Raw genomic sequence first — 17703 nt, 5'->3', positions numbered from 1 at the left:
TTGCGGTGCACATGATATGCCACAGCGGGAAAGCGGTTTTGTTTATCTTTGGGCCTTGTTCTCGGTCGTTCTAGCGGGCGTTGTCATGGCCGGAGTGGGGCAGGTATGGCAGGCAAAAGCGCAGCGCGAGAAAGAAGCCGAATTGCTTTATGTGGGCGAGCAATTCCGCAAAGCGATTATGTCCTACTACAACACCGGCACTAAGCAATTTCCCGAAACTTTGGAGGAGTTGCTGGAGGATAAGCGCACACCGGCCATCAAACGGCATTTGCGTAAAATCTATATGGACCCGATCACCAATACAGCGGAGTGGGGCATCATTGACGAGCCTCCGCCCGGCGGTAATACAGTGTCCGGTAACAGCCCGGCAGCCAGCCAGAATACAACGCCGGGGAATAATGCAGTAGCGGGTGGTAATCAAGCATCGAGCAGTAACCAGCCCTCGGGTAATAGCTTGATGCCCAATACTGGCCAGACATCCGGCAGCACAACACCCAATCAAGCATCGAACAATGCGGCGCCGAGCAGCAGTCCGGGTATAGGTTCCAATCTCACTAAGAGAATCACCGGCGTATACAGCCTATCGGAAAAGAAACCCATCAAGAAAGATAAATTTCCCGAGCAATACGCTAAATTCTCAGAAGCGTTAACTTACCGGGATTGGAAATTTATTTATAAACCCGGCGAGGGCAGTAGCGCGTCGAAGCCGGCATCCACTCAATCCAGACCGAATACGGCACCGGGAGCTTCACCGTCCAATTCCCCTTTTGCGCCGCAATCTTCCTCGGGTGCAGCTTCACCTTCCTCGCGGTCGTCGTCAGCGGGTAATGCTTCACCGTTTGCACCGCAATCCGGCGCGCCAGCAAGCTCATCTGGATTTGGAATGGATTGATAGTCAAAGTACGGTGGTACTAATATAAGTCGCAAAAAGGAGCGCTCGTCCATTCGAGCGCTCCTTTTTATTTTCCCCGATCAGGAAATACAAATGTCATTAAGCTCCGGTACTGCGATACGCCGTCACCTGAATCTCGATTTTCATGCGCGGATCGGATAGCCCAGCAGTCAGCATCATGGCGGATGGTCTCACATCGCCCAGGTACTTGCGCATCACCGGCCAGCATTTCTCAAAATCCTCTGCCTTGGGGAATACATACGTAACGCGCACCACCTCTTTCATGCTTGACCCTGCTTGCCGCAACGCTGCTTCGATATTTTTGAAGCATTGCTCCGCTTGCTCCAGCAAATCATCGGAAATGGTCATTTTGCTGTAATCGAAACCGGTTGTGCCGGATACCAGTACCCAGTTATCTGCGACCACAGCGCGCGAATAACCGATTTCCTTCTCAAATGTAGAGCCTGAACTGATGAGTTTTGTTGCCATGTTGTGTCATCCTTGTGATTGGGTTTGAAAATTTTTGCGTAAGATACCACTATAATTGCACAACAAACCAGTTTTTTACCGGCACCTTCATCTAAATCCACCCACACCCATGGCTATCACATTTTACTGGCATGACTATGAAACTTTCGGCGCCGATCCCAGGCGCGACCGGCCCGCGCAGTTTGCCGGCGTGCGCACCGATGAAGCGCTGAACGAGATCGGTGAGCCATTGGTAATTTATTGCAAACCGGCGCGCGATTACCTGCCGCATCCGGAAGCTTGCCTGCTTACCGGAATTACACCGCAGCTTGCCGATGAACGTGGACTGTTGGAACCCGAATTCATAGCGCGCATTCATGCCGAGTTTGCGCAACCGAATACCTGCGGTGTTGGGTACAACTCGCTGCGGTTTGACGATGAAGTCACGCGCTTCACGCTGTATCGCAATTTCTATGACCCGTATGCGCGCGAATGGCAGCAAGGCAACTCGCGCTGGGACATCATCGATCTGGTGCGCATGACGTATGCGTTGCGCCCGAATGGCATCGTCTGGCCGCAACACGAAGAAGGTCAGCCGAGTTTCAAGCTGGAGCATTTGGTGGCGGCCAACGGCATCGTGCACGAATCCGCGCACGATGCTTTGTCCGATGTGCGAGCCACCATTTCCTTGGCACGCCTGCTGCGCACACAGCAACCGCGCCTGTACGATTGGCTGTTGCAACTGCGCGATAAACGCAAGGCGGCCGCGCAACTTGATCTGATCACACACAACCCGGTGTTGCACACCACGCGCATGTACCCGGCCAAAACCGGCTGCACCTCGCTGGTCATGCCGCTCATCACGGAACCGGGAAACAACAACAGCGTGCTGGTGTATGACTTGCGCCACGATCCGGAAATGTTTTTATCGCTTGATGCAGACGAACTGAGTCAATTGCTGTTTACCCACAACGATGATTTGCCGGAAGGCATGCAGCGGCTGCCGGTCAAGTCGGTAAAAATCAACAAATGCCCGGCGCTGGCGCCACGCAATACGCTGGATCAAGAAGCTGCCGAGCGCATTGCACTCGATCTAGACGCATGTTACCGTCACTGGCAGAAACTCTGCGCCCATCCTGATTTCTTCCAGCGCATCGCCACTGCGTATACCAGCCATGCATTTGAGCCGTCCGGCGATGTCGATGTGGCATTGTATGACGGCTTTCTGGACAGTGCCGATGCTGCGTCATTAGCCCAGATCCGGCGCGCTTCACCAAAACAATTGGCCAAGATGCGTTTTGATTTTCAGGATCAACGGCTACCCGAACTGCTGTTCCGCTACCGTGCGCGCAACTGGCCGGAAACGTTGACACCGGATGAAATGGAACGATGGGAACAGCTGCGTGTGCAGCATCTGACGCAAGGTAGTGGCGGGAGTCTTACTTTTGCTGAATTTTCCGCGCAGATTGCGATATTGCGAGAGGCACACAAGGCAGATATAAGTACAAGACAGATATTGGATGAGCTGGAGGTGTGGGGAAAAATTTTAATGAATTCATAAAGCTTTTCTAACCAGATAATCATTCTATTGATTGCCATTGTTTTCGTTGAGTGCGTTCTTTGTTTTCTAAAAATTAGACTACATTTTGTAGCCGTAACAAAACTTATCCTATCCCTGATCATGTTAAAATCCGGTCGCGTTTCCTAACTTAAAATCCGCCTGGATTTACTTACTTCCCATCATGAAAAACAATTACCTTGAAAGAATACTGACCGCACAGGTTTACGATGTGGCGATTGAGAGTCCGTTGGAGCTTGCTGCCAATTTATCCGGGCGTATTCACAATCAGGTGTTGTTGAAGCGGGAGGATTTGCAGCAGGTTTTTTCGTTCAAGTTGCGCGGTGCGTATAACAAAATGATCAAGTTAACACCTGCGGTGCGCAATCGCGGCGTGATTGCCGCTTCCGCCGGTAATCATGCGCAAGGCGTAGCACTGGCTGCGAAAAGGCTCAATTGTTCCGCCACCATCGTGATGCCGGTGACGACGCCGCAAATCAAGGTGAATGCCGTCATGGGGCATGGTGCCACGGTGGCTTTGCATGGCGATTCATATAACGATGCATATGAGCACGCGATACAACTGGCTAAGGAAGAACAGGCTACATTTGTGCATCCGTACGACGATCCGGATGTGATCGCCGGGCAGGGGACGGTCGGTATGGAAATTCTGCGCCAGCATACCGGTCCGATTTACGCCATTTTTGTGCCAATCGGCGGCGGTGGTCTGATCTCCGGCATTGCGGCGTATGCGAAACGGCTGTATCCGAAAATCAAAATCATCGGCGTTGAGCCGGTCGACGCCGATGCGATGTACCGCTCGCTGCAAAGCGGCCGCCGGGTCAAGTTGGCGCAAGTGGGGTTGTTTGCCGATGGCGTGGCGGTGCGGCATGTCGGCAAGGAAACCTTCCGCTTATGCCGCGAACTGGTCGACGAAGTGATTCTGGTCGATACCGACGCCATTTGCGCGGCAGTCAAGGATGTGTTCGAAGATACGCGTACGATTCTGGAACCTTCTGGCGCGTTGTCGATTGCCGGTATCAAAGCGTATGTCGCGCGCGAGAAAATCCTGCATAAAACGCTGGTCGCGATCGCGTCCGGTGCCAATATGAATTTCGATCGCTTGCGTCACATTTCCGAACGCGCGGAAATCGGCGAGCAGCGCGAGGCGGTGATGTCGGTGGCGATTCCCGAGCACCCCGGCAGTTTCAAGAAATTCTGCAATTTACTCGGCACTAAGAGCATTACCGAATTCAATTACCGCTATGCCGATCCCAAGGTGGCGCATGTGTTTGTCGGTGTATCGGTGCGCAACCAGGAAGAAACGCAGCAATTGATCAAAGAGTTAAAACAGAGCGGTCTGGCCACGGAAGACATGAGCAATAACGAAATGGCCAAGCTGCATGTGCGGCATTTGGTCGGCGGACGGGCGCAGGCGGTTAAGGATGAAATCATCTACCGCTTCGAATTTCCCGATCGCCCCGGCGCGTTGATGAACTTCCTCAACAACCTCAGCCACAATTGGAATATCAGCTTGTTTCACTACCGCAATCACGGCGCCGATTATGGCCGCGTGCTGATCGGCATCCAGGTGCCGCCGGAAGAGAAATCCAGCTTCAGGGCTTTTCTTGACCAGCTGGGTTACCACTATTGGGATGAAACTAAGAATCCCGCGTATAAATTGTTTCTTGGGTGACGAAGACTGGACGCGCTGATTACGCAGCGCTTTAGAAGGTGATTGTTGTGTCTGGAATTCTACGATTTGGCCATTCTGTAACCTGAATCACCGCAAGTTCGTCCGTTCTTATTTCAAACGCCGCGAGCAGGTTGTTCTCGCACTGCCCGGCAATCACTTGAATGATGTGGTTTGTTCTTGAATTTGTTGATATTAAGTTCGATAGATTCATAAAAAACATTGTTTTCCAGGTCTTATCCTGTCTTTGATTACGCGCTCCAGCAGTTAAGCTGTCGTCCGGTATTTCCCCTGTCTGATGCCGTTTGTTTTTAAAAAGAACGGACATTCAGAAAGTCTGACTTCAAGCTGGAGAGCACAATGGAAGACAATTTTTCTAAATTCGGATTGCCAACCGGTTTGGTTGCGTTAGGTAAGAAGTTGCCGGTGCTTGCGGCGCCCGCAAAGAAAAATATTCCCAAGAGTGCTGCTCTGGTGAACAACAGCTGGGTGCTGGGTGGCGTCGTGATGTTTTTCACCGTGCTGTTGCTGATGACACTAACCATCAGTGTGCGCCAAGCCAGACAGAATGCAATTCAGCCGGAGCTGGCCGCGCAGTTGCAAATTCAGCATGCGCATATCGCCAATGCCTTACAACAGGCACTGCTCGGCGAAGCAGAAGCTTTTGCCCGGTTGCGCGACAGCCGTCAGCAATTCAATCGTGACATTACCCTGCTATTGCAAGGCGGCTCGTATCGCGGCACAACCGTGGCGGTTGCGGACGATTCATTAGCGCCGGGCTTGCATACTTATTTCAGAGACTGGCAACTGGAAGACCAAAGGATCGATTTGATTCTGAATCAGCAGGAACCTCTCATACAGCTCAATAACAGCATCAAAGCGGTCAATAACTCACACAGCCAGTTGGCGCGACGCGTGGACGAACTGATCAATCGCATGACGGAAGCCGGAAATCTGTCGCAGGAAATCCGCACCGTGGAAACGATCAAAATACACGCGCGCACCGTGGCCAAAAATGTGAAGACCCTGCTGCCGCTCGAAGCGCCGCTGGTGGAAATCACTGCGCAACTGGCGCAGGATCATGCGCAAGTCGCCGCGATGATCCAAACCCTGAGTCAAGGCAATCATGGTCTTGGCGCGATTTCCAGCAAGCACGAAGTGATCCAGGATCTGTTATCGCATGCGTATGCGCAGTTGAGAAAATTTGACGAGCATTTACATATCATCCGTAAGGAAATTCCTGTCGCGCTGACGATTGAATCCGCAATCGACGAGATTGTGAACAGCCATGCTGGGATGCAGGAACAAGCCGCAACGCTCGACGATGAAATACAACAGCAAAACAATCATGCCGCGCTGCTGCTGAATACGCTGGCGATGATCCTGGCTACGTGCGCCGTGTTGGTATTGATCTTGCTAATCCGGTCGGTACGGCGCAATGCCTATCACCAGAATCTGGCCAACCGCAACGAAGTGGAGAAAGCGCAAAAAGCGATTGTGACACTGCTGGACGACATGAAAAAAATCGCCGACGGCGATCTGACGGTGCGCACCGACATCACCAACCATATGACCGGTGCGATTGCCGACGCCATCAACAGTACCATCGAGGAATTGCACACACTGGTGGAGCAGGTCAATCAGGCGGGCGCATTGGTGGTGAAAGCATCCCATCAAGCGCAGCAAGTTTCGTCCGGTTTGTTAACCGCAGCACAGCAACAAACGGATAGAATCGAACAAACCACTTTGGCGGTGGTCGGCATGACGGAATCGATCAGTGAGATATCGGATATGGCGACGGAATCCGCCAAAGTCGCGAAACAATCATTGGCCGCGGCGGAGAAAGGCACGCTGGCGGTGCGTGAGTCGATCGCCGGAATGAACGAAATCCGCACGCACATTCAAGATACCTCGAAACGGATTAAGCGCCTTGGCGAAAGCTCGCAGGAGATCGGCGAGATTGTCGCCTTGATCACCGGCATCACCGACCAAACCAATGTGCTGGCTTTGAACGCGGCGCTGCAAGCGACCGCTGCCGGTGAAGCGGGGCACGGATTTACCGTGATCGCACAAGAAGTGCAGCGGCTGGCGGAACGGTCGGCGGAAGCCAGCAAGCAAATCAGCGAATTGATCGTCACCATTCAGGGCGATACGCAGGACGCCATCGCGGCGATGGAGCGCAGCACGCTCGGCGTGGCAAAAGGCGCGAAACGCTCCGACGCGGCGGGCCGGGCGCTGGAAGAAATCGAACAAGTATCCAAGCAACTGGCGCAGCTGGTGACGCATATTTTTGACGTGACCAATACGCAGACACGCGCGGCGCATAAGGTAGTTGCCAATATGGAAGAAATTCTTCATATTACCCGGCAGACGACACAAGGAACGCTGAAAACCACAGGATCGATCAAACAGATCGCAGGATTCGCGTCCGAGCTGAAAGCATCGGTATCGAACTTCAAGGTGTGATGCCCGTGCCGGTTTCTCTATCGATTGATGGTACAAAAATATGAGCGCGCAAGCCAAACTGAATATTGCTTCGATTATCGGGATCAAGGACGGGATTGACCAAGTCTTCGCATTGATCGACCAGAATTTGGAGGTATACAGCCAGCATCCCGGCAAGACCGATCTCGTCAAGGATTGCCGCAGTTATATTCATCAACTGGACGGTTTGCTCGAGATGCTGGGATTGACCAGCATTACCATCGTCACCGGAAAAATGGAGCAACTGGTTGAGGCGCTGATCAGTAAGAAAATTGAGCCCAGTCCGCCGGTATTCGATGCGCTGAAGCAATCCACCAAGGCGTTGCTGTTTTACTTGAACGAATTGATCGATGGCGCGGAAGAGAATCCGCTGCGGTTGTTCCCGGCGTATCGCGGTTTGATGCAGGTGTACGGTTTTGAGAACGCGCCCGAAAGCGATTTGTTTTTTCCCCGTTTAGCGGCTGCACCGGCATTAAAAGCCGAAGCCGCCTCTATTGACGCGGCTGCCGCCAAGATCCTGGCCAAACAATTGGGTGCAGAATATCAAGCCGGTTTGCTGAAGTGGTTGCGCGATCCATCGAATCAGGACGGCTTGCGGCAAATGGCTGCCGTGACGGATAAAATCGAGGCGTTTCCCGGAACTACCGATGCGCGTGCATTCTGGTGGGTGACGGCCGGTTTTTTGGAAGATTTGCTGCAACTGGACAGCAACCAAATCGATTTGCCGGTGCGCCGTTTGTGCGGAAAGATTGAGCAAACCATCCGCCATTTGGCGGCGGGTACGACCGGTAACACGTCCATGTTAATGCGCGAATTGCTGTACCACATCGCGCACAGTAAATCGGACAGCGCGCGCATCAATGCGATCAAGCACAGCTACACTTGGCCCGGTCAAACCAAGGACCAGGATACACCGACGTTTGAACAATCGGAAACGCTGCGTCCGATACTGGACAGGTTGCGTGATACGCTGATGCAAGCGAACGATATCTGGCGCGAGTTCTGTGCCGGGCATCAGGAAAGCCTGGTTTCGCTATTGGAATACGTGGACTGGCTCAGCCACCAAGCACGGCAAACGGAATGTGCGCCGCTGGTGAAATTGATCGATGCCATTGGCGATACGGTCACGTACTTGCACGATCATCCGCAGGAAACGAGTGAAGAGCTGGCGATGGAAATGGCCACGGCACTACTGCTGGTTGAAAGCATTATTGACGATTTTTATAAGCTGCCGGACGATCTGCCCTCCCAGATCGATGTGATTGATTCCCGTCTGCACGGCATCACGACGGGCGATATCCAGATCGGCGAATTGCCACCGGCACCCACATTCAAAGTGCTGGATGGCAAAACACAGGAACAAGAATTATTGGCGCAGGTGGCGCAGGAAATTCTGACCAATCTGGCGCATATCGAAAGCATTCTGGATAAATTCTTTTTTGAACCCGCCCAACGTTCGGAATTGCCACTGTTGCCGGATTTATTCAAGCAAGTCTCCGGTACCCTCGTCATGCTGGATCTGGAGCGTGCGCATACGCTGCTGCATCTTTGCTACGGTTTGGTTGAGAAACTATCGAAGCCAGCCTATGAAATTGTCCAAACCGAGCAAATTCTGCTCGTCGACGGATTGAGCAGCCTGGGTTTCTACATCGAAGCATTGCGCAGTGGGCAACCCGATAGCCAGCAGATTGTCGAGGAAGCCATCAAGCTGTTCCAGGCCGCAGCAAGTCCGGCCAATGCAACTCAGCCATTGCCAACGGTTACACAACCTGCTGCCGCGCTAAGCGTTGATACCGCACCCGCTGTGGCGGTGAGTACTGCTATCGATCCCGAGTTGCTCGGCATCTTCCTGGAAGAAGCGGGTGAAGTGCTGGCGGGGATCGCCGGTGATGTACGCAAATGCCGCATCAATCCGACCGATCAAGCAGCGCTGGCGAGTGCGCGGCGCGGATTTCACACCTTGAAAGGCAGCGGCCGCATGGTCAAGCTTGATGATTTGAGTGAAGTGGCTTGGAATCTGGAGCAAGTGCTGAATCTTTGGTTAAGTGAAAACAGATCCGCTTCCGATCCGCTGCTCGACTTGGTTGACCGGGCTTGCCAGGCGTATGGCGGATGGTGTGACGATTTGCGCGAACATGGCGTTGCCGAGGTTGATGCGGACGCATTACTGCGAGTGGCGCAAGAACTGCTGACGCGCGTCAAAACCGTCGAAGCACCTGCGGTTCCGGCCGAACCGGCTCAGCCGGAACAGCTACCGCCCGCTGTCGCACCGGCCGATCGGATCAATCCGGAATTGCTTGCGGTATTTCTGGAAGAAACACACGACATCATTCCGCGCATGGGCGCAAAACTGCGTGCGTGGCGCATGTTGCCGCAAGACGAGGATATCCATCATGCATTGCTGCGTTTACTGCATACCCTGAAAGGCAGTGCGCGCATGGCGGGCGCCATGCAATTGGGTGAATTGATTCATGCGATGGAAAGCCATGTGGAAACGGCTTTCCGCGAGCGCAATATCACCGATGCCGCGCTGGATCAGCTGGAAAGTGAATTTGACGCGATCAGCAGCGAGATCGAACAGCTTCAGCGCACTGAAGATGCTGCGGTTCCAGCAAGCGATGCGCTGACGGCCGCAGCCGTGGCGATCGCCGAACTGGCGCAACCGCCCGCCGAAACAACCGGGCTGCTGCAATCCAAAACGTTGCTGCGCATCAATTCCGAGCTGATTGACCGCCTTGTCAACGATGCCGGAGAAGCCAGCATTCTGCGCTCAAAAATCGAGGCGCAACTGAACAATTTCAAACAATCCTTGCAGGATTTGACGGAAAGCACACACCGTTTGCACGATCAGTTGCGTGAAGTGGAAATCCAAGCGGAAACGCAAATGCAATCGCATCTTGCCCATCAACAGGAAAGCGAACCAGCGTTTGATCCGCTCGAATTTGACCGCTTTTCACGTTTCCAGGAATTGACCCGGCTGATGGCGGAAAGCGTCGATGACATCATCAGCGTGCAAAAAAGCTTGCGGACTACGCAGATTGCCGCTGAAGAAGCGGTTGCGCAGCAAGCGGTGATGAACCGGCAGTTGCAGCAATCGTTGCTGCAAATCCGCACCATTCCGTTCAGTAACTATGCCGAACGCTATTATCGTATCGCCCGGCAAGTGGCCGAGGATTTGGGCAAAAAAGCCAGTCTCGAGATTCATGGCGCTGACGTTGAGATTGACCGCAATGTGCTGGAGAAAATCAATCCGCCGCTGGAACACCTGCTGCGCAACGCCATCGCCCACGGTATCGAAGAACCGGAGGAAAGACAGCGGCTGGGCAAATCCGAGGCCGGACAAGTCGAAATCCGCTTGCGCCAGGAAGGCAACGAAGTGACCATTACGTTGAGCGACGACGGCCGCGGTCTGAATTTGCCGCGCATCCGCGAGGAAGCGCAGCGGCTGGGTCTGATCCGTAACGATGCGGTGCTTGGCGATGACAAGGTGATGCCGCTGATTTTTATGCCCGGCTTGTCGACCACCGATTCGGTGACGGGAATAGCGGGGCGCGGCATTGGCCTGGATATCGTGAAGAATGAGATTGCGATGCTGGGCGGGCGCATCAGCGTGGAATCCACGCCCAATCAGGGAACGGTTTTCACGATTAACTTGCCACTGACCTTATCGGTTGCGCAAACGTTGATGGTTCGCACCGGCAAGCAAACCTATGCGATTCCCGCTTTTATTGTCGAACAGCAATGTGAATTCGATACGGAAACGTTGCAAAAAATTTACCAGGATCATTGTGTTACCCTCAATGGGAAAACCTATCCGTTTGCACATCTATCGCATTTGTTGGGCGAATCCGGCGTTGTGCCGGAAACCGCCAAACACAGTCAGGTCTTGTTCCTGCATAGTGGTACCCAGCATCTGGCGGTCCATGTCGACGAATTGCTCGGCAGCAACGAAGTGGTGGCGAAGAATATCGGTGCGCAACTGGCGCAAGCGCCGGGCGTGGAAGGCGCCACCATTACCGGTGACGGCGAAGTGATTCTGATCCTGAATCCGGTAAAACTGATGCAGCGCAGTGATGTGCAGAAAGTGCTCAGTACGCCGGTTACCGCGCTGACTCCAGCGAAGAAAAAGAAGACCGCCGCGCCACCTGCTGTCATGGTGGTGGATGATTCGCTGACCGTGCGCAAAGTCACCTGCCGTCTGTTGGAGCGGGAAGGTTGCGATGTGCTGATCGCGAAGAATGGCGCGGAAGCGGTCGACATTCTTCAGGAAACTATTCCGGATGTCATGCTGATCGATTTGGAAATGCCGAAAATGAACGGTTTTGAATTGATCAGGAAAGTACGTGACAATCCCGCAACGGTGCATATGCCGGTGATCATCATTTCATCGCGCACTGCGGAAAAACACCGGAAAATTGCCAAGGATCTGGGCGTTGATGTATTTCTTGGCAAACCTTACAAAGAGGATGAACTGCTCGATCATCTGTCCGACCTGATCAGGAAATAGCACCCATAAAAATAAGGGCCGCATATAGCGGCCCTCTCATTTGGTGCATCTTTCTGCTTGTTAGCGCCCAGAGCACAAATCCCAATATACAATTGTGAAGTACATTCTAATGACAAAGCTCAAGACGATCAATAAAATCATATAGAAACTTTAATCATAGCTGGAGAATATACCTTGCTGCATAAGAATAAGATGGGTTATCGCTTAGCCCTCGACTTAGGGTCAACTTCACTGGGTTGGGCAATGATTAGGTTAGGTGTCAATCAACAACCTTGTGCAGTCATCAAAGCAGGGGTACGTATTTTTTCAAATGGACGTAACCCAAAAGATGGTTCTTCTTTGGCTGTGACGCGCCGCGAAGCGCGCGCCATGCGCCGTCGCCGTGACCGTTTACTGAAGCGCAAAGCGCGCATGATGCGCACTCTCATAGAGTACGGCTTATTCCCTGCCGAAGAAATACAGCGTAAGGCACTGGAAACCATGAATCCTTATGCGTTACGTGCTAAAGGATTGGATGAAGCGCTCACACCTTCTGAATTTGGCCGTGCATTGTTTCACATTAATCAGCGACGCGGATTTAAAAGCAATCGTAAAGCCGATAAAAAAGACAATGACAGTGGTGCGTTAAAGACCGCCATCAACAAACTGCGCGAAACACTTAGTGCAGAAAACTGCCGTACAGTAGGTGAATGGTTGCACAAGCGCAATGAAGCAAATCAAACCGTTCGTGCCCGCTATCGTCAGAATAAAACCATAAAGGATGATGGCAAGGCAAAAATTGATAAATATTATGATCTCTACATTGATCGCGCAATGATTGAGCATGAGTTTGATCAATTATGGAAAAAACAAGCGGAATTGAATCCAACCTTGCTCACCGAAGCTGCTCGCACCGACCTGAAAGATGTTCTGTTGCATCAGCGCCAGCTTAAACCTGTTAAACCCGGGCGTTGCACATTCATGCCAGACGAAGAGCGTGCGCCGCTGGCTTTACCCAGCACCCAAAGGTTCCGCATGTATCAGGAGGTTAATAATCTACGTATCCTGCGGGAAGGATTGAAGGAAGAATCGCTGACTTTGCAGCAGCGTGATGAGCTGATTGCCGCGTTGGAAAAAAACAGTAAGCGTACCTTTACGCAAATCAAGAAATTACTTGGAGTTGGCGGTGCAGTTCAGTTCAATTTTGAAGATCCAAAACGTGAGGAACTCAAAGGCAATACCACCAGCGCTATTCTTAGTAAAAAAGAACATTTTGGCGATGCCTGGTTTGCATTTGATGAAACCAAGCAAGATGCCATTGTGTTGCAATTGATCAAGGAAGAAAACGAAGCCAAGCTTGTGCGCTGGCTGCAAGATGAGACAGGTATTGATGAGAAATGCGCAGAATCCATCGCTAATGTAGGATTGCCAGAAGGCTATGGCAGCTTATGTACAAAAGCACTGGCACGCATTCTGCCGGAATTGCGGCAGAATGTAGTGACCTATGATAAAGCTGTGCAATCGGCTGGTTTTGAGCATCATAGTCGGCTTGGTTCAAACACTGAAATTCCCGGCGTCACCTGCAAGATCGAAAGCGTTGATCAGGATTCAGGTGAAATCAAGGAACTTCATATCCACAAGAAGTTGCCTTACTACGGCGAATATCTCCAACGTCATGCCGGTTTCGGTAGTGGAAAACCAGAAGATTCTGCGGAGAAACGGTATGGCAAAATAGCCAACCCCACCGTGCATATCGGATTGAACCAAGTTCGCCTTGTGGTAAATGCACTCATCAAACGCTATGGACACCCCAGTGAAGTGATTGTCGAAGTGGCGCGTGACTTAAAACAAAGCAAAGATCAGCGCGATGAAGAAAGCAAGCGGCAAACCGAGAATCAAAATCGCAACAAGCGACTGCGCACTATCATTGCAGAGACTTTACAAATTAGTGAAGAGCGTGTCAGACGGGACGACATTGAAAAAATGATCTTGTGGGAGGAACTTAACCCAAGAAATGCCGCAGATCGCCGTTGCCCGTATTCTGGCGCTCAAATCAGTGCCGCCATGTTGTTAAGCGATGAAGTGGAAATTGAACATATTTTGCCTTTTTCACAAACATTGGATGACAGTCTTAACAATAAAACAGTGGCGCTTCGTCAGGCTAATCGTATCAAAGGTAATCGCACGCCTTGGGATGCACGGAACGATTTTGCCGCTCAAGATTGGGCTTATGCAAGCATTCTCGCTAGAGCTGAACAAATGTCCAGAGCCAAGCGTTATCGTTTTGGCGAAGATGGCTACCAACACTGGTTGAAAGACGATGCGGGTTTTTTGGCACGAGCACTAAACGACACTCGCTACCTCAGCAAAGTAACACGTGAATACATGAGCTTGATTTGTCCCAATACGCGCGTTATTCCCGGCCGAATGACCGCCATGCTACGCGCGAAATTTGGTCTGAACGACGTTCTCGGTTTAAATGGCGAAAAGAATCGTAACGATCATCGCCACCATGCAGTCGATGCCTGCGTGATTGCCGTGACTGATCAGGGTTTGTTGCAGCGTTTTGCAAAAGCCAGTGCCAGTGCGCGCGAGCGGCAGCTTAATCGTTTGGTAGAGACAATGCCATTGCCGTGGGAGAGCTACCGGGAACACGTGCAGCGTGCCATTGACACTATTTGGGTTAGTCATAAGCCAGATCATAGTCATGAAGGCGCAATGCATAACGATACAGCTTATGGCTTACGGGAAAATGGCAAAGTCAATTTTCATAAAATAGTGGATGGAAAACGTGAATGCATAGAGGATAACCTTAAAGTCATTGAAATTTCCGACGCCAAAGCCATAGATCGGCATGGTTCGCTGCCTACTGGCAAACCAAAACCATACAAAGGATACAAGGGTGATAGTAACTACTGTATCGAGATTGTGCGTAATGAAAAGGGCAAATGGGAAGGCGAAGTTATTTCCACATTCAATGCTTATCAGTTGGTGCGTGAGCACGGTGTGGCGCAGCTTCGACATCCGGATTTAGGTGCCAGCGGGAAACCATTGGTGATGCGATTAATGATCGATGACGTAGTGCGTTTAGATGTGGATGGAGAATCACGCACAATGCGAATAGCGAAATTGAGCGGTAACGGGCAGGTATTCATGGCTGACGTAAGCGAAGCAAATGTCGATGCAAGAAATCGCAGTACAGAAGATTCATTTGCTTATATTTCAAAAATGGCGGGCTCCCTACAGAAAGCTAGAGCTCGACAAGTCAGTATCTCCCCTATTGGCGAGCTTCGCGACCCTGGTTTTAAAGGGTAACTCAGATGATAGGCCGCATTGTCGAAGTGGCGGATGACCGGCGGCATCTGTTCCTATCACGTGGTTTCCTGGTGGTAAAAGATACCGAAGGCGAACGTAAGGAATTGGGGCAGATACCGCTGGACGATATTGTCGCTGTTATCGCCAATGCACATGGTTTGAGCTATACCAATAACCTCTTAGTGGCGTTGGCCGAGCGCTGCGCCCCTTTTGTACTATGTGCCGCCAATCACAATGCGGTAGGCATGGTGTTGACGATAGATGGCAACTATCAACAGGCAAAACGATTTGACGCCCAACTTGCTGCTAGTCAACCACTTAAAAAGCGTCTTTGGGCGGAAGTTGTTAAGTCAAAGCTGCAACAACAGGCTGATGCATTGGAAGCTGCGGGGGCACCATTTATTCCTTTGTCTGCCTTAGTCCGTAAAGTGCGTTCGGGTGATCCAGACAATCTCGAAGCCCAAGGGGCGCGACGTTATTGGGGGCTTCTGTTTGGAGATGATTTCCGCCGCGATCAACAAAGTGATGGTGTTAACGCCATGCTCAATTACGGTTATACCGTTTTGCGCGCAACTACCGCGCGCGCAGTGGTTGCGGCAGGATTGCATCCGACCATTGGATTGCATCACAGCAACGAAGGTAATGCCATGCGGTTGGTGGATGATTTAATGGAGCCTTTTCGTCCTGTAATAGATCTGAAAGTCTGGCAATTATATCGACACGGGGAAACCCAGGTAACACCAGAAAGCAAACGTGAATTAGTGAGAACGCTATACGATGATATGCAAACTAGTGCAGGCGCAACCCCTCTGATAGTTTGCACACAGAAACTTGCCGTCTCACTAGCGCAAGTTTTTATGGGGGAAAGAAATAAGCTGGACTTGCCTTTACCAGGATTGCCACTTGACCTTGCCGCATCATTTCTGGAGGATTAATGTGTCATGCTTTCCGGATATCGGTTAATGTGGATCATAGTCATGTTCGATTTACCCGTCGTTGAGAAAGCTGAGCGTAAAGCGGCAACAGATTTTCGTAATACTTTGCTAGATATGGGGTTTGAGATGTCGCAGTTCTCTGTTTATATGCGTTTCTGTAGCAGTCAGAGTCAGATCGACACGTATTGCGCACAGGTAGAAAGAAACTTGCCTGTAGGGGGGGAAGTAAATATCTTGCAATTTACCGACAAGCAATACGAACGCATTATTACTTTTAGCGGAAAAGCCAAACAACCGAGTAAAAAACCACCTGAGCAGTATGAACTTTTTTAAGAAATATCAAGATTTTTTTGCTTGCATGCACATTAACCCTATTAATAATCATGAGGTTAATGTGCAGCTAGTTTAGCATATTGGGATTTGTGCTCTGGCCGGAACATACGCCAATTGTTTAATATTTTCTACGAAGTTTAGCATATTGGGATTTGTGCTCTGGCCGGAACCTCTGGGCCACTAACATTTCAACCACCTGGAGTTTAGCATATTGGGATTTGTGCTCTGGCCGGAACTGGTTAGGCACTGTTAACAGCATAGCCGGTAGTTTAGCATATTGGGATTTGTGCTCTGGCCGGAACAATACGACACTGCGAACGACCTGTTCCACGAGTTTAGCATATTGGGATTTGTGCTCTGGCCGGAACTGTGCTGTGCAAGACACTACCGCCTCACTAGAGTTTAGCATATTGGGATTTGTGCTCTGGCCGGAACTGTCGTATTGCCGAAGAAAACTTGAATATCAGTTTAGCATATTGGGATTTGTGCTCTGGCCGGAACCCCTCATCCAGGCAGTTGCTGTAAAGCTCTAGTTTAGCATATTGGGATTTGTGCTCTGGCCGGAACCAGACGATGATTCGTGCTTTGGAATCATTGAGTTTAGCATATTGGGATTTGTGCTCTGGCCGGAACCGCAGGGCGATTATTGTTCGCCACGTTGCGAGTTTAGCATATTGGGATTTGTGCTCTGGCCGGAACCCCGTCGCAGTGCTATACGATCCCGTCGTTAGTTTAGCATATTGGGATTTGTGCTCTGGCCGGAACACAGGCGGCGAGAACTGACCGACTTATTAGAGTTTAGCATATTGGGATTTGTGCTCTGGCCGGAACGTCTCTACATGGCGCGCAGAATCCGAACACAGTTTAGCATATTGGGATTTGTGCTCTGGCCGGAACTCAACTGGCTTGCAAGGCTAGTGCAGTACCAGTTTAGCATATTGGGATTTGTGCTCTGGCCGGAACTCCTCAATCGCCTTTAAAATATTCGAGCAAAGTTTAGCATATTGGGATTTGTGCTCTGGCCGGAACTAAAACCAGCTGTCGCAGTATTACATCTTTAGTTTAGCATATTGGGATTTGTGCTCTGGCCGGAACTATTGGTATGTCCACCCCTGCAAACGCAGTAGTTTAGCATATTGGGATTTGTGCTCTGGCCGGAACTCAACAAGCCGATCTGTTGAGCGCATTTGCAGTTTAGCATATTGGGATTTGTGCTCTGGCCGGAACCTCTCGGTCAGCCGGTTGCTTTTCCCGAGAAGTTTAGCATATTGGGATTTGTGCTCTGGCCGGAACGGAACAATAGATGAGCAAACGGACACACATAGTTTAGCATATTGGGATTTGTGCTCTGGCCGGAACAGCGAAACAGAGCTGAAGATATTCTTTCCAAGTTTAGCATATTGGGATTTGTGCTCTGGCCGGAACACCCACTACCAAGAATTACCAGCCTATCCGAGTTTAGCATATTGGGATTTGTGCTCTGGCCGGAACTCCTGAATCCAGTGCGCTTCAACCAATGAAGTTTAGCATATTGGGATT

Annotated in this window: 10 protein-coding genes and 1 CRISPR repeat array (1 of these 11 cut by a window edge); of the genes, 8 read left to right on the top strand and 2 right to left on the bottom strand. The window is 51.1% G+C overall.

Annotated features, from left to right (window positions below; translation table 11 throughout):
* Window positions 1–16 precede the first annotated feature (16 nt).
* Entirely contained in the window at window positions 17–892 is an 876-nt protein-coding gene (locus tag R2103_RS12930; protein WP_317531792.1) for a hypothetical protein, read from the top strand.
* Between the two features lie 99 nt (window positions 893–991).
* On the opposite strand, the gene R2103_RS12925 is transcribed toward R2103_RS12930, so the two are convergent.
* The gene (locus R2103_RS12925) at window positions 992–1381 is read right to left on the bottom strand and encodes a RidA family protein (protein WP_317531791.1); all 390 of its coding nucleotides are present in this window, start codon (window positions 1379–1381) and stop codon (window positions 992–994) included.
* Between the two features lie 109 nt (window positions 1382–1490).
* Here R2103_RS12925 and sbcB point away from each other — a divergent pair, with 109 nt between their 5' ends.
* Both sbcB and ilvA read left to right on the top strand, forming a co-directional pair.
* Entirely contained in the window at window positions 1491–2921 is a 1431-nt protein-coding gene (sbcB, locus tag R2103_RS12920) for an exodeoxyribonuclease I (protein ID WP_317531790.1), read from the top strand.
* A 181-nt stretch (window positions 2922–3102) separates the two neighbouring features.
* Entirely contained in the window at window positions 3103–4614 is a 1512-nt protein-coding gene (gene ilvA, locus R2103_RS12915; protein ID WP_317531789.1) for a threonine ammonia-lyase, biosynthetic, read from the top strand.
* 31 nt (window positions 4615–4645) lie between these two features.
* Here ilvA and R2103_RS12910 read toward each other — a convergent pair whose 3' ends face one another.
* Window positions 4646–4939, bottom strand: coding sequence for a hypothetical protein (locus tag R2103_RS12910; RefSeq protein ID WP_317531788.1), 294 nt, complete (start codon window positions 4937–4939; stop codon window positions 4646–4648).
* A gap of 32 nt (window positions 4940–4971) precedes the next feature.
* Between R2103_RS12910 and R2103_RS12905 the strand changes: the two genes are divergently transcribed.
* The 5 genes from R2103_RS12905 to cas2 all read left to right on the top strand — a co-directional run bounded on the left by R2103_RS12905 (window position 4972) and on the right by cas2 (window position 16164).
* Entirely contained in the window at window positions 4972–7077 is a 2106-nt protein-coding gene (locus R2103_RS12905; protein WP_317531787.1) for a methyl-accepting chemotaxis protein, read from the top strand.
* 40 nt (window positions 7078–7117) lie between these two features.
* Window positions 7118–11602, top strand: coding sequence for an Hpt domain-containing protein (locus tag R2103_RS12900; protein ID WP_317531786.1), 4485 nt, complete (start codon window positions 7118–7120; stop codon window positions 11600–11602).
* Window positions 11603–11776: 174 nt separating this feature from the next.
* Window positions 11777–14896 (top strand): type II CRISPR RNA-guided endonuclease Cas9, encoded by a 3120-nt coding sequence (cas9, locus tag R2103_RS12895; protein ID WP_317531785.1) that lies wholly within the window; start codon window positions 11777–11779, stop codon window positions 14894–14896.
* 5 nt (window positions 14897–14901) lie between these two features.
* Complete coding sequence (cas1, locus tag R2103_RS12890; RefSeq protein ID WP_317531784.1) at window positions 14902–15831, top strand: type II CRISPR-associated endonuclease Cas1; 930 nt, start codon at window positions 14902–14904, stop codon at window positions 15829–15831.
* A 6-nt stretch (window positions 15832–15837) separates the two neighbouring features.
* Window positions 15838–16164 carry a CRISPR-associated endonuclease Cas2 gene (gene cas2 / locus R2103_RS12885; protein ID WP_317531783.1) on the top strand — a complete coding sequence of 109 codons (327 nt, stop codon included), beginning with the start codon at window positions 15838–15840 and terminating at the stop codon, window positions 16162–16164.
* 69 nt (window positions 16165–16233) lie between these two features.
* A CRISPR array of direct repeats spans window positions 16234–17703; the repeat unit is 36 nt; unit sequence AGTTTAGCATATTGGGATTTGTGCTCTGGCCGGAAC; it runs 611 nt beyond the window's last position.

The sequence above is a fragment of the Nitrosomonas sp. Is24 genome (assembly GCF_033063335.1).
In the GTDB taxonomy this organism is placed as follows: domain Bacteria; phylum Pseudomonadota; class Gammaproteobacteria; order Burkholderiales; family Nitrosomonadaceae; genus Nitrosomonas.
The sequence above is the reverse complement of the archived record's forward strand: the minus strand, read 5'-3'. Positions and strand labels throughout refer to the sequence as shown.

Bases quoted from the DNA above. Each gene is read 5' to 3' on its own strand.
- R2103_RS12930 (WP_317531792.1), top strand. From the start codon at position 17: ATGCCACAGCGGGAAAGCGGTTTTGTTTATCTTTGGGCCTTGTTCTCG.
- R2103_RS12925 (WP_317531791.1), bottom strand. From the start codon at position 1,381: ATGGCAACAAAACTCATCAGTTCAGGCTCTACATTTGAGAAGGAAATC.
- sbcB (WP_317531790.1), top strand. From the start codon at position 1,491: ATGGCTATCACATTTTACTGGCATGACTATGAAACTTTCGGCGCCGAT.
- ilvA (WP_317531789.1), top strand. From the start codon at position 3,103: ATGAAAAACAATTACCTTGAAAGAATACTGACCGCACAGGTTTACGAT.
- R2103_RS12910 (WP_317531788.1), bottom strand. From the start codon at position 4,939: ATGTCCGTTCTTTTTAAAAACAAACGGCATCAGACAGGGGAAATACCG.
- R2103_RS12905 (WP_317531787.1), top strand. From the start codon at position 4,972: ATGGAAGACAATTTTTCTAAATTCGGATTGCCAACCGGTTTGGTTGCG.
- R2103_RS12900 (WP_317531786.1), top strand. From the start codon at position 7,118: ATGAGCGCGCAAGCCAAACTGAATATTGCTTCGATTATCGGGATCAAG.
- cas1 (WP_317531784.1), top strand. From the start codon at position 14,902: ATGATAGGCCGCATTGTCGAAGTGGCGGATGACCGGCGGCATCTGTTC.
- cas2 (WP_317531783.1), top strand. From the start codon at position 15,838: ATGCTTTCCGGATATCGGTTAATGTGGATCATAGTCATGTTCGATTTA.